This is a genomic window from Halomonas sp., assembly GCF_052095695.1.
GTDB lineage: Bacteria > Pseudomonadota > Gammaproteobacteria > Pseudomonadales > Halomonadaceae > Vreelandella.
Map to the genome: position 1 here is coordinate 17,791 of NZ_JBQDLQ010000008.1, position 12,519 is coordinate 30,309.

The window sequence follows — 12,519 nt, forward strand, 5'->3', positions numbered from 1 at the left end:
GCGCGCATCATGATCAAGCTCGGACTGGTCGGCGAAGGCGTGCTCCGAGTTAGCACTACCAATACGTTGCTGTTCGATGCAGAGGGACTGCGCGCCGAAAACACCGATTACACCGGTTTTATCAGCGCCTACCGCCACTCTTTTGGCAATCACCCGCAGGCGAGGTGCTACTGATTGGCGCTGGCGGTGTTGGCCGCACGGTGGCCTGCGCCTTGGGTGAGCTCGCTGTTAGCCATCTGTATATTCTTGAACGCGATACGACGCGCGCGCAGAACCTCAGTCGCGACCTGAGCACCATGGGCATTAATACAACGTGCATCACGCAAGCACAAGCCCAACAAGGGCTGCCTAACTGGCAGGGCGTAGTTAACTGCTCGCCCATTGGCCATATCAATCACCCTGGATGTCCTATCGACACATCAGGGCTCGGCAACCAGCACTGAGTATTTGATGCCGTCTATATACCCGCCCATACCAAGCTTTTAAACGCCGCCGATCAGGCCGTCGCCAAAACGCGCTCAGATGGAGCGGCATTATTCAGTACGAGCAGATGCAGGGGGGCGGCGTATTTGTGCTGTACTGCACGCTGCCCGCGCTTGTGATTCGTGCGTTAACCCAGCAACCTCTGAAAGAGATTTTCAAGCTCAGCTACTTAACATCAGTGCCATGCAGGCACTCGGTATGGCTGCTTCCAACAGTGGCTTTGTTGGCTATCCCGTGGCGGCCATGGTCATTGGCTCCCCAACGGCAGTGCTCTTAGCGCTGAAGATGGTCATTGGGCTGTTGACGCTGGTAGAATTACTAACATTCTGACCACTCACCGTTGTAGGATGAAACCAATAAACAATTAACGTTACATTCAACATAAGAAAATAAGTTACAACTCTTTCCGCTTCATATATCCAGCCCCGCTATTATTTCACTATACGCTAGCCACCGGCGTGACCGGTGAACCTATCGCGCCGGGTAAGCGCAGCGGTGGCGCTGTCAGTAAGAACCGATTACGTTCACGGCTATGCAGCCATTGCGCTAAGTCCTTCAGATACCACAGCTCCGCCAGCGGCAAGCCGAGCTTGAATAAGCAGTGGTGGTGCAAGGGAAGCTTGGAGCAGCAGCCAGGCTCCAATTCGCGATCCATGTTTTCTACCGCGTAATTATCAGCGCAGATGGCCGAAATGCCACTGTCGGTGATCCACTTCAGCAGGGCCTGATCGCTGCCGTCGAGCACGGCGCCAGTATTTTTCAGCACGTCCGGCTGCGGCTTGCCTTGCATATCCAACAATGCCTCTGCGAAGCCCGTGCGCAATACCAGCATATCGCCACGCTCAATCACCACGTTCAGTTGCTCCAGTGCCACCATCAGTGCCGCATGACCTACCAGCGTTCTTCCCATGCCAAACACACGAACCAAATCAACCAATACGGCCCGGCCTTGCATACCATGCATGGCCATATTTTCAACGCCCAAACGCTGGGCATAGGAGTCATGCTGTTGATGGGGCTGCTGACTCAAATTGAGCACGTCCTGGTCAGCCAAATAGCCGTTGTAATAGCGACGCTCTGGCTGCCCGTCATTATCGCCATCGAACAGAGCGCCCACATGGGCAAGCGAGTCCCACTGTGTGGAGTACTGCAGCGAGAGCTGAACCTGGTCGTCACTAATAACGTCCTGTAACTCTGGGCTATGAGTGGCGAGAGAAAAGTTGATGTACTGGTCATCACCGAGCAACGTGGGGGACAGCTTTGGCGGTGAGCGGCGAGGATTCAGCACCTTGCCACCAGGAATGTCTAACGGCAGTGACAGGCAGAACGTTACGCCCTCAAGCACTTCCTTAACGCCCTTAAGCACCTGTTCTGGCCCAATCAGATTGACCCGGCCTAGCTGATCATCGGGCCCGAAATCACCCCAGTTACTGCCTTTAGGGCGCTGTTTCCATCGTGGCTGATTCATGATTCTCCTTTTTGCTCATGTTGTGTGGCAATGGCAATAATACGTTGCAAGCTCTCCCGCTCCTGAGCCTGATGCTGCGCCCTAGACTCCTCACTCCAGCAGTAGAAACCGTGCCCTGCCTTGGCGCCTAAACGCCCCCGGGCAACGTAATCTTCAAGCAGTGCGGCAGGTTCATCACGCGCATCAAGATCCGGGTAAAGGTAGCGAGCGATATTCAGGTGAATATCTAGCCCGTTTAGATCGCGCTGGCATAGCGGGCCATTCAGCGCCATGCGTACGCCGATGGAATACTGCACGATATCATCCAGCGCCTCGGCCTCTACCACGCCTTTCTCTAATAGCGAGAGGCATTCACGCATGATGGCGTGCTGAATTCGGTTGGCGACAAACCCAGGCACGCAGGTATTGAGTACCGCCGGGCGTTTTCCCAACTGTTTTAGCCAGCGACACGCCGTCTCCACGACCGTAGCCGCCGTATGGCTACCGGGGACCACTTCTACGGTAGGAACAATGTCTGCCGGATTAAAGAAGTGCGTACCTAGAAAACGTTGCGGTAGGCGCAGGCTACTTCCGATATCATCGATAGGAATACCCGAAGTATTGGTCATGATGATCGTGGTGTCGGCCACGCTGGCCTCGATTTGGGCCACGACCTTCTGCTTGATGGCGATATTCTCGGTCACACTTTCGATCACAAAATCTGGGGCCTGATTCGTTTTCAACTGAGTCGTGAAACAGGCGTCGGCAGCGCACGCCCCCATGCTCAGCCGGCTGGCTTCCAGCACCTGCGGGTTAGTATCCACCACCACCACGTGAACACCCTGCGCGGCCATTAACTTCGCTAGCGTGGTGCCCATCGTGCCGGCCCCCACCACAACGGCTTGCAATGAATCTTGTTGCATTCGCTTTGCTCCCTTCACGGCGTCTAATGAGCTTTGTCGCTAGGCTTAGACAAACGTCGCATTGAATAAAATCATAAGCGGGTTAACTATGACGCCATAAAACGAACTTATGTGCGCTATGCGCACATAATAGACAATGTCGAATATGCCGACAATAGAGGTCTTTATCAATGAATGCGCTGGCCAACTTCTTCACCCGGCTCGTTAATCGCTACATGCCTGACCCTCTGGTCATTGCCATACTGCTGACCGTGCTGACCATGCTATTAGCCGTGTTGATGCAGGGCACCAGCCCATTGGATGCGGTGCGTTATTGGGGCAACGGCTTCTGGGACCTGCTTGCGTTTAGCATGCAGATGACAGTTATCCTTTTAGCGGGCTATATTCTGGCCAAAACGCCGTTAGTAGACGGTGCCCTCAACCGTATCGCTGCGCGTGTTAAAACACCCTTTATGGCGATTGTTGTCGCGACCCTGGTAGGCGGTATCGGGAGCTGGTTGAACTGGGGGTTTGGGCTGGTGATCGGCGGAATCGTTGCTCAGAAGCTGGCACTGAACGTAAAAGGGCTGCACTACCCTCTGGTGATTGCCGCTGCGTACTCAGGCTTTGCGCTTTATGGCATTGGCCTGTCGGGTAGCGTGCCGCTGCTGATTGCCACTGAAGGGCACTTCCTTCAGGACACCATCGGGCTGATACCGCTAAGCGAAACAATCTTCTCACCTATTCTTTTGATTACCAGCGCCTTTATTCTTCTCTCTCTGCCCTTTTTCAATGCTTGGCTACATCCTAAAAAAGCTGCAGACATTGTTGAAATCGATCAAAGCTCCGTCGCTAAACCCTCCGAAGCCCCTCTTGCTACAGGCGAAAAAGCCACCGTTGCTGAGCGCATGAATCACAGCAGATGGGTGGGCATCGGTATTGGCTTGCTGGGTATGCTGTATATCGCGCTGTATGCGTTTGATGGCGGTTCGCTAAATCTTAATACGGTCAACTTCGCTTTCCTTTTCCTCGGCATACTGCTGTTTGCGTCGCCGGCCCATTACCTAGCCGCCTTGGCAGACGGGGTGCGCATCGTTTCCGGCATCATCGTGCAATATCCTTTTTACGCGGGGATCATGGGTATTCTGGTCGGCTCAGGCTTAGTGGTGTCATTCGCTAATATCTTTGTGGATATCTCCAGCGCACAAACGCTGCCTATCTGGTCGTTTATCAGCGGCGGCATTATCAACCTACTAGCCCCCTCCGGTGGCGGTCAGTGGGCGGTTCAAGGCCCAGTTATGGTGCAAGCGGCCACCGAGCTGGGTGCTTCCCTGGCAGCGACAGCACTGGCCGTGCAAATAGGCGATCAGTGGACCAACATGGTTCAGCCGTTTTGGATTCTCCCGGTACTGGCTATCTCAGGCTTGAAGTTACGCGATGTGATGGGCTATATGGTGCTGATCCTGATTTATCTGGGAATCATCTATGCCAGCGCGGTAATGATCTGGGGCTATCTTGGCGCCTAAAGAGCGCTGCTGACTAACCTTACTAAAGGATTCGCGCATGCCCTTTCTCATCGAAACGTTCGACAAGCCCGACCATCAAGCGCTGCGCCTGGAAGTGCGCCAGGCTCATTTAGAGTATCTAGACGCCAACGTCACGCTATTGTTGGCCTGTGGTGCCAAACTTTCTGACGACGGCACCACGGCTTCTGGGGGCCTCTATTTAGTCGATCTAGAAAGTCGCGAAGAAGCTGAACGCTTCATTAAGGCTGACCCTTTCCATGAAGCGGAGCTATTTGCCGAGGTCAACATCGTGCGATGGCGGCAAGCCTACCTGAATCGCCAAAACACCCTTTAACGCGAACCCAAGGGAGACATACGATGCTGTTTCATGTGGAAATGACCGTAAAACTGCCGCCGGATATGCCGGCCGAGCAAGCCGCTGAGATTAAGTCGAAAGAAAAAGCCTACTCTCAGGAATTACAGCGCCAGGGAAAGTGGCGCCATTTATGGCGGATAGCGGGTAGCTACGCCAATGTCAGCATTTTTGATGTCGATGATAATGCTGAGCTGCAAGATATTATAGCCAACCTCCCTCTCTTTCCTTATATGGAAATAAGTGTAAAGCCTCTTTGCCGCCACCCATCTTCTATCCGTGATGATGATAGTTAATTAAGCGAGTATTTTTTTAATTGGTATTACATATATAAATTTCAACTTTAAAGGGAGACCTATATGTCAACGCCGTATGCGGTGGTAACCGGAGGCGCTCGTAATATTGGGCAGGCCATCTCACAGCGCCTTCAACAGGATGGCTATCGTGTTATCGTCCTTGATATCGTTGAGCCCACTATAGCTTCGCTTAAAGAAGATGCTTATCAAGTTGATCTATCAGATATAGAAGCGTTAAAAGCAGTATTGGACTCAATAAATGAAAAATATGCCATCAGCTGTCTGGTAAACAATGTGGGTATTGTGGCACCTGCCCTGCTCGATGATACCCGCCTTGAAGATTTTGACCGCTTGATGCATCTCAACGTGCGCCCAGCATTGATATGCACCCAGGCACTATTACCAAGCCTGCGGGCCAGCAAAAATGGACGTATCGTATTTAATGCAAGCCGAGTGGTCTTGGGTAAGGAAGCGCGAACGCTCTATAGTGCCACTAAGGGAGCAGTACAGTCGATGGCCAGAACCTGGGCGTTAGAACTTGCCCAGGATAGCATTACGGTCAACTGTGTAGCGCCTGGCCCTATTGCTACCACGGCCTTCTGGGATAACAACCCGCCAGACTCTGAACGGGCCAAACGCATTATTGATAATATCCCGTTGCAGCGCATGGGCGCGCCAGAAGACGTAGCGAACGCCGTGAGCTTTTTTTGCGACTCACGCAGCAGTTTTGTCACCGGGCAAACGCTGTTTGTATGTGGCGGCGTCACGGTAGGCTAACGCCACCCCACCATATCATCCTTAATTAAATCGCTTGATGAAGACGTAACGTTTCTATCTCTTCAGGCGTTTTATTTAATACGTTGGTTAATATATTGACGGTATCCTCACCTAACGACGGCGGCGCTTTGCGGTACTCCAGCTTTGTTTTTGAGTATTTAATGGGATTAGCGACGCCTGGCACCTTGCCATAGGAAGATGCCTGCTCGATTTGCATACCCCGTGCCTGAACTTGAGGATCCTCAAAAACCTGGTCGATACTCTGGATCGGTCCACAGGGAACCGCGATATCAGCCAGTAACGCGATCCATTCATGGCTGGTACGCTGCCGAGTGATATCTACTAGCAGGGGAATGAGCTCTAGACGATGTTTTACCCGTGTCGGGTTGGTGCTAAAGCGCGCATCGGCCGCTAGTTCAGGCCGACCAACTGCTTGGCAAAAGCGTTGGAACTGACCGTCGTTACCGATAGCGATGATGACTTTCTCGCCTTCTGCGGTCGGAAAGGGCTGGTAAGGTACTAAGTTAGGATGGTATTCACCGGTACGTTTAGGGATGTTGCCGCTGCAGAAATAGTTGAGCGCCTGGTTGGCAAGCCAACTGACCTGTACATCCAGCAGCGCCATATCAATGTACTGCCCTTCACCGGTTTGATGGCGGTGATGCAGCGCGCCCAAAATAGCAATGACCGCGTTCATCCCCGTCGTCAAATCAGAGACTGCCATACCTACTCGCTGCGGGCCTGCACCCGGCGCCTCATCAGGCACACCGGTAATACTCATTAACCCGGCCTGGGCCTGAATGAGATAATCGTAGCCCGCCATATGCGCCATCGGCCCTGTCTGGCCGAAACCGGTGATAGAGCAGTAAATCAGCGCGGGGTTAATAGCTTCCAGGCTTGGATAATCCAACCCCTTATTAGCCAGCCCACCGCTTTTGAAGTTTTCGACCAATATATCGCTGTCAGCCGCCAGCTCCCGGATGAGCGCCTGGCCTTGCGGTACACTGAGATCCACCGTGATGGAGTGTTTGCCGCGATTCGCAGACAGGTAATAAGCGGACTGACCGGAGGATTGCCCCGCGCTATCGCATAGCCAAGGGGGCCCCCAGTGCCGAGTATCGTCACCCAGTACCGGGCGTTCGACCTTGATAACCTCAGCGCCCATATCTGCCAGTATTTGCGTACACCAGGGCCCAGCCATTACCCGGCTTAAATCGAGTACACGCAATCCCGTTAACGGCCCTGGCATAACACACTCCTAGTTATTATTAATCACACTATCAGCGAAGCTAATCTACGTTATAAGAAAACGCAGGCTTCATTAGCTACTTATAAGCTTGGCGTTCCGATCCTTGAAAAAGCGGTATATCGCAAAGGCAATCGATCCAAACGTAATGGCGATAAAGAACCAGGTAATCGGCCCACGGAAAAAGATCGACATATCGCCATTGCTGATGAGAAGAGAGCGTCTCAGGTTGTCTTCAAACATGGGCCCGAGAATAAAGCCGATCAAAAAAGGTGCTGCCGGAATACCTGTCCGATTAAACAGATAGCCCACTACGCCAAATGCCAGCATCAGCCATATATCAAACATCATATTGTTAACAGCATAAGCGCCATAAACACAGAACATCAGCACGATCGGGAAGAGAATCGATTTGGGAATATCGGCGATTATTGAGAAATACTTAATCGCTGCATTACCAACGACCAACAATATTACGGAGCTGAACATAATACCCAAAAACAGGGCGTATATCAGCGAAAGGTTTTCCTGGAACATGATTGGGCCCGGCGTAAGACCATGAACCATAAAGGCGCCCAAAATAATGGCCGTAATCACATCCCCAGGAATACCCAATGAAAGCAGCGGTATCAAGGTTGCACCTGCCACGCCGTTATTACCGGCTTCAGCGGCAGCGACGCCTTCAATTTCGCCTTTACCAAAATTGGCTTTATTCGGCGAGCGGCGTCGTGCATCGCCATAGGAAATGAACGCGGCAGCGGTTGCTCCGGTACCCGGAATAGCGCCGATAATGACACCAATTAAACTTCCTCGAACGATACTTTTCATGCATCGCTTAAGCTCCGACAGGGTCATACCCACGCCGCTTGCTTTAGCTTTAATATGCGGTATTGCTTTTTTTCTATAGAATTCGATGATTTCTGGTATGGCAAACAGGCCTATCAGTAACGGAATAAATGAAATAGAATCCATTAAGTTATAATTACCAAACGTTAAGCGCTGTGAGCCAAATACCGAGTCAAGACCTACCAGAGACAGCAGAATACCCAGCAGTGCCGCTAAAAGACCTTTAACCATAGAGCCACTTGCCAAAGAAATAATAATGGTTAGTGAGAAACAGATTAACCAAAAGAACTCTGGCGCACCGAAGTTAAGGGCTATTTTCGCCAGATAAGCAGCGAAAAATATCAGCGCAATATTGGAAATAAAATCGGCAATAACGGATGAAAAAAGCGCCGCTTTTAACGCTTTTTTAGCATGCCCTTGCTGAGCCATAGGATAGCCATCCAGCAACGTACATGCCGATGCAGGAGAGCCTGGCGTACGAATCAAGATGGCCGTGATCGAACCACCATACATCCCCCCTTTGTAGATACCTACCAGCAGAAGAATAGCGGCCACAGGCTGCATTGAGAATGTAAACGGCAGTGCAAGCGCTACCGCCATTGTAGCCGTAAGGCCGGGTATTGAGCCTACCGTAACACCGATAACGACGCCTAAAGCGATAGCTATAAAATTATCGATACTTAAAAATAATTGTAAAACTTCAGTAAGATTTTCCATATGTCACCAAGGCTGCACACTGACGAAAAATAGTTAATAAGGCATCAAAGGAAGAGGTACATTCATCACATTGACAAATAACAGCGTTACGCCAACGGGAAATGCAAGCGCAAAACCATAAGCCCACCATACCCGCACTGGATGAGCCAAGAACAACAGAACCGTTGCCAATATACCGGTTAAAATAGCGCCTAATAACTCAAACAAGAGGACATAAACCAAAAACGCTACAAGCATAATAATAAAACGTCGGCAAGGCCCTTTAACTATTTTTCTTTCGTCATTTTCAGCATCACTCGGAACTAAAATACCTTGAATAATCAATAAAACCGAAAAGGCCAACATAAGCCAGCTAACGATATTGGGAAGCCATCTAGGTGACATCATAGGGTTTTGTAAAATAGATGGCTCCCCAATATAATTAGGCACCAAATAAAAAGCCAATACCAATGAGATCAGTAGTAATATGACCCCGGTAATAACATCAAAGGTATCTTTAATTTGTTTCACGTTGCTTAAACCGGAAGATGACATGGTAGCCTCTCCAAGAGGACAAGCTAAAGAAAACAAAGAAGGCGAAAAGTTGGTTTCAACCTTCGCCTTCTTATTTCATGGTGTCGTTATTGACTAATACCTGCCTGCTGAGCTACTTCTTCCCAACGTGCAAGATCATCAATCACAAACTGTTTAAACGCCTCACCTTCTGCTTGGCCTGATTGAGCACCTAGCTGCTCCGCGAAGTCAAGAAACTCCTGGCGCTCCATCACTTCGTCCAACGCAGTCTGCACGGCCTCATAGCCTTCCTCGGGGAAGGATTTATGTGCAATCAAGCCAAACCAAGCGGTGGTAACAAACTGATCAAGGTTGTATTCACCGATTTCAGATAGAGTGGGTACGTCTGGTAGATAAGGCGAGCGCTCTGCAGACGTAACGGCCAGGGCGCGTAAGGCACCTGACTTAATATGCGAATACACCGTTGGCATATTTTCAAAGGAAACGTCTACATCGCCGCCCAGCAGGGCCGGTAAAGCAGCGCCACTACCCGCAAAAGGAACCGCAGTCATCTGTGAGCCGGTCAGCGCTTTAAACAGCTCACCCGACATGTGAATCGAGCTGCCTACACCGCTATGGCTAAATGCCATGTTCTTATCTTGTGCGGCTTCAACGAACTCCACCACTGTTTGGTAAGGGCTGCTTGTAGGTACTACCATCACATTGGGAATATCAATAACATTTTGAATAAATACAAAATCTTCAACTGGATCGTAAGGAAGATCGGGGTAAATTGCAGCACCAATAGTATGGCCCGGTGATGCCATTAAAAGCGTATGATCAGCATCACGCCCACCACGGGCTAAACGGCCGGTACCGATGGTAGAGCCTGCACCAGGCCGGTTCTCGACAATGACGTTGGTGCCCAAGGCGTCCTTGAGCAAATCAGCGACACGGCGTGACAGCACATCTGTGGTGCCACCCGGCGCGTAAGGCACGACCAGACGCACATCACCCGTGGGCCACTCAGCGGCACTGGCGGTTGAAATCGAAGCAGCAAGGAGTAACGCGCCGCTGCAGGCAGCTATACATGTGGCGCTGAAAATTTTTTTCATTGTGTTAAATTCCTATGATTAATTAATTAATTCTTGTTCGCGATACGCACATATATTCGCACTACATACAAAGAGACTACTTCGTTCTGTCCTGTACACAAAACACAACTTTAGTAGTACCTGACTAAAAGCAATGCGCAAAGTAGTGTCGAGAGCCCTATATAAAAAGCTAAAACGCCTGCTCACTGTTCGCATAACGAACTTTATTGCGATAAAGTATTGCTAGTGATTAATACAAAGCATTGGCAGAACGGATAGGAAAAATTATGCATGAAAATATTCTGGGTCCCGAGAGCCGGGATTTTGTCACAGCGCTTGCCAGCGGGTTAGAGGTAATCTGTGCCTTTGACTCTGAACATCCACGCATGACCCTGAGCGAAGTAGCGACACGAACAGGAATGAATAGAGCAAAGGCGAGACGTTTTTTGTTAACACTCCATTCGCTAGGATATGTACGTAAACAGCAGCGCTATTTTGAGTTAGCGCCACGCGTGCTGCATCTTGGCTATGCTTTTTTATCTGCCAATAATTATCGCGGTGTCATACAACAGTACTTGGAAGATATTACAAACGAAATTGGCGAGTCTTCTTCCTTGGGCGTTTTGGATGGCGAGGATGTGATTTATGTAGCACGCTCAGCTGCAAAGCATCGCTTAATGGCGATTACGCTTTCAGTGGGTACTCGACTGCCCGCAGCACACACCTCGTTAGGCCGCATACTTCTCGCTCAACTGGACAGCGAGGAGCTGGAAAGCTACTTATCCAAGATTGATTTAACAAGATATACCGATAAAACAATTACCGATATCGATGAGTTAAGAAACCAGATAATAGTCGCTAAACAGCAAGGTTATGCTGTCGCAGACCAAGAGCTTGACCCAGGTTTACGCTCTTTAGCGGTGCCCGCATACGACGCCAAGCACCACTTGATAGGTGCGATTAACGTCAGTACCAATGCTGCCAGGGTGGATATGGATACGTTATTGGGTGTTTATCTGCCTATCATGCAAAAGAAAGCCGCTCAGATACGCCTAAACGTTAATTAACCTTTATTTATCAGATGGCTCCACGCCGGTTTATCCGCTATGGAGCCAGCGGCTTAATCATTTTTCTAGAGTAGCCACGACAGCGCTTAAAGCAGCCTGATAGCCAAAACTTCCTAAACCGGCAATAACGCCGTCAGAACGCTGAGATATATAGGAGTGGTGACGGAACGCCTCGCGTTGATGGATATTGGAAAGGTGAACCTCAATAACTTTTCCATCAAACGTATTTAATGCATCCAATAGCGCTACCGATGTATGCGAGTAGGCCGCCGGATTAATAATAATCGCCAGCGTGCCGTCTAATCGAGCGGTATGGATGGCATCGATGAGCTCCCCTTCATGGTTACTCTGCAATGCAGTGAGCTCCCATTGGGCCATTAACGCCTGGGTACGTAGACGGTTGATGATGTCGGCAAGCGTTTCCTCGCCGTAAATTTCCGGCTGACGAGTGCCAAGCAAATTAAGATTAGGCCCGTTAAGTACTAATACACGTGGCGTAGTCGTCATGCTGTTTCCTTATTTATCGATTAGTTATTCATCACGTCAATGTATTTAAGCCATGCTACATTAGTACGCTTTATAAATGCATCAAGGCTAGTGGCCTCATGACACTCCCTCTTTACCTTGGCCTGCCGATGTGGGCCAATCATGACTGGCTTGGCAGCCTTTATCCGCGCCATGCTAAAACAGAGTTACTCAGCGATTATGCCGCGATATTTTCCAGCGTTGAGGGCAACACCACGTTTTATAGCGGCACGCCCAAGGCCGCGACCATTGCCGCTTGGGCCCGCCAAGCGCCGCCCCACTTTCGCTTCTGTTTTAAACTACCGGCCAGCGTGACCCATGATCAACGATTGATGCGCGTAGAGGATGCATGGGCCTTCTTGGCCGCGCTTGAGCCGCTTCACGATCGTATGGGGCCTACGATAGTGCAGCTGCCACGGGATTTTGGCCCTCAAGAGCTACCTCAGCTTGAAGCGTTGCTAGCCGCCTGGCCTGCCCACTTGCCTTGCGCGGTGGAAGTACGCCACCCTGAGTTTTTCCACAAAGGAGCCGCGGAAAAAGCCCTTAACCGCCTGTTGATAACTTATTCAGCCAACCGGGTTATGCTCGACGTGCGCCCGGTCTTCTCTACCCCGGCAAATGGCCATCCAGGCTTGGCACATGCTCAGCAAGAAAAGCCGAAACTCCCACTTCACGTGCTTTCCACGGCAAATTATCCGGTGATTCGCTTCATTGGCCATATTGACAAAACGATTAATTGTGACTACTTC

At 50.5% G+C, this 12,519-nt stretch carries 16 protein-coding genes; 9 read left to right on the forward strand and 7 right to left on the reverse strand.

Annotated elements, in window-relative coordinates; translation table 11 throughout:
- The first annotated feature begins 9 nt into the window (after nucleotides 1-9).
- From ACTH5D_RS02690 to ACTH5D_RS02700, 3 genes are all read left to right on the forward strand, one after another.
- Entirely contained in the window at nucleotides 10-174 is a 165-nt protein-coding gene (locus ACTH5D_RS02690) for a hypothetical protein (RefSeq protein ID WP_441668128.1), read from the forward strand.
- Entirely contained in the window at nucleotides 165-443 is a 279-nt protein-coding gene (locus ACTH5D_RS02695; RefSeq protein ID WP_441668130.1) for a hypothetical protein, read from the forward strand. Before ACTH5D_RS02690 ends, ACTH5D_RS02695 begins: the two co-directional genes overlap by 10 nt.
- Before the next feature lie 79 nt (nucleotides 444-522).
- Entirely contained in the window at nucleotides 523-813 is a 291-nt protein-coding gene (locus ACTH5D_RS02700; protein WP_441668132.1) for a hypothetical protein, read from the forward strand.
- Between the two features lie 109 nt (nucleotides 814-922).
- On the opposite strand, the gene ACTH5D_RS02705 is transcribed toward ACTH5D_RS02700, so the two are convergent.
- Nucleotides 923-1,951 carry a cyclase family protein gene (locus ACTH5D_RS02705; protein ID WP_441668134.1) on the reverse strand — a complete coding sequence of 343 codons (1,029 nt, stop codon included), beginning with the start codon at nucleotides 1,949-1,951 and terminating at the stop codon, nucleotides 923-925.
- Nucleotides 1,948-2,853, reverse strand: a complete 906-nt coding sequence (locus tag ACTH5D_RS02710; protein WP_441668136.1) for a 3-hydroxyacyl-CoA dehydrogenase NAD-binding domain-containing protein — start codon at nucleotides 2,851-2,853, stop codon at nucleotides 1,948-1,950. The genes ACTH5D_RS02705 and ACTH5D_RS02710 overlap by 4 nt, the downstream gene beginning before the upstream one ends.
- A gap of 170 nt (nucleotides 2,854-3,023) precedes the next feature.
- On the opposite strand from ACTH5D_RS02710, the gene ACTH5D_RS02715 reads away from it, so the two are divergent.
- From ACTH5D_RS02715 to ACTH5D_RS02730, 4 genes are all read left to right on the forward strand, one after another.
- Nucleotides 3,024-4,358 carry a short-chain fatty acid transporter gene (locus tag ACTH5D_RS02715; RefSeq protein ID WP_441668138.1) on the forward strand — a complete coding sequence of 445 codons (1,335 nt, stop codon included), beginning with the start codon at nucleotides 3,024-3,026 and terminating at the stop codon, nucleotides 4,356-4,358.
- 37 nt (nucleotides 4,359-4,395) lie between these two features.
- Nucleotides 4,396-4,692, forward strand: coding sequence for a YciI family protein (locus tag ACTH5D_RS02720; RefSeq protein ID WP_441668140.1), 297 nt, complete (start codon nucleotides 4,396-4,398; stop codon nucleotides 4,690-4,692).
- A gap of 23 nt (nucleotides 4,693-4,715) precedes the next feature.
- Nucleotides 4,716-5,006: a muconolactone Delta-isomerase gene (gene catC, locus ACTH5D_RS02725; protein WP_441668142.1), complete on the forward strand. Its 291-nt coding sequence runs from the start codon at nucleotides 4,716-4,718 to the stop codon at nucleotides 5,004-5,006.
- 63 nt (nucleotides 5,007-5,069) lie between these two features.
- Nucleotides 5,070-5,783: an SDR family NAD(P)-dependent oxidoreductase gene (locus tag ACTH5D_RS02730; protein ID WP_441668144.1), complete on the forward strand. Its 714-nt coding sequence runs from the start codon at nucleotides 5,070-5,072 to the stop codon at nucleotides 5,781-5,783.
- A 25-nt stretch (nucleotides 5,784-5,808) separates the two neighbouring features.
- Here ACTH5D_RS02730 and ACTH5D_RS02735 read toward each other — a convergent pair whose 3' ends face one another.
- The 4 genes from ACTH5D_RS02735 to ACTH5D_RS02750 form a co-directional block, all read right to left on the reverse strand.
- Complete coding sequence (locus ACTH5D_RS02735; RefSeq protein WP_441668146.1) at nucleotides 5,809-7,032, reverse strand: CaiB/BaiF CoA transferase family protein; 1,224 nt, start codon at nucleotides 7,030-7,032, stop codon at nucleotides 5,809-5,811.
- A 72-nt stretch (nucleotides 7,033-7,104) separates the two neighbouring features.
- Complete coding sequence (locus tag ACTH5D_RS02740; protein WP_441668148.1) at nucleotides 7,105-8,592, reverse strand: tripartite tricarboxylate transporter permease; 1,488 nt, start codon at nucleotides 8,590-8,592, stop codon at nucleotides 7,105-7,107.
- Nucleotides 8,593-8,625: 33 nt separating this feature from the next.
- On the reverse strand, nucleotides 8,626-9,126 hold the full coding sequence (locus ACTH5D_RS02745; RefSeq protein WP_441668150.1) for a tripartite tricarboxylate transporter TctB family protein: 501 nt from the start codon (nucleotides 9,124-9,126) through the stop codon (nucleotides 8,626-8,628).
- Nucleotides 9,127-9,212: 86 nt separating this feature from the next.
- Complete coding sequence (locus ACTH5D_RS02750) at nucleotides 9,213-10,199, reverse strand: Bug family tripartite tricarboxylate transporter substrate binding protein (protein WP_441668152.1); 987 nt, start codon at nucleotides 10,197-10,199, stop codon at nucleotides 9,213-9,215.
- Between the two features lie 266 nt (nucleotides 10,200-10,465).
- Here ACTH5D_RS02750 and ACTH5D_RS02755 point away from each other — a divergent pair, with 266 nt between their 5' ends.
- Complete coding sequence (locus ACTH5D_RS02755; RefSeq protein ID WP_441668154.1) at nucleotides 10,466-11,245, forward strand: IclR family transcriptional regulator domain-containing protein; 780 nt, start codon at nucleotides 10,466-10,468, stop codon at nucleotides 11,243-11,245.
- Between the two features lie 57 nt (nucleotides 11,246-11,302).
- Here ACTH5D_RS02755 and aroQ read toward each other — a convergent pair whose 3' ends face one another.
- Nucleotides 11,303-11,752: a type II 3-dehydroquinate dehydratase gene (gene aroQ, locus ACTH5D_RS02760; protein WP_441668156.1), complete on the reverse strand. Its 450-nt coding sequence runs from the start codon at nucleotides 11,750-11,752 to the stop codon at nucleotides 11,303-11,305.
- Nucleotides 11,753-11,850: 98 nt separating this feature from the next.
- On the opposite strand from aroQ, the gene ACTH5D_RS02765 reads away from it, so the two are divergent.
- A partial coding sequence (locus ACTH5D_RS02765) for a DUF72 domain-containing protein (protein WP_441668157.1) occupies nucleotides 11,851-12,519 on the forward strand: 669 nt, incomplete at its 3' end.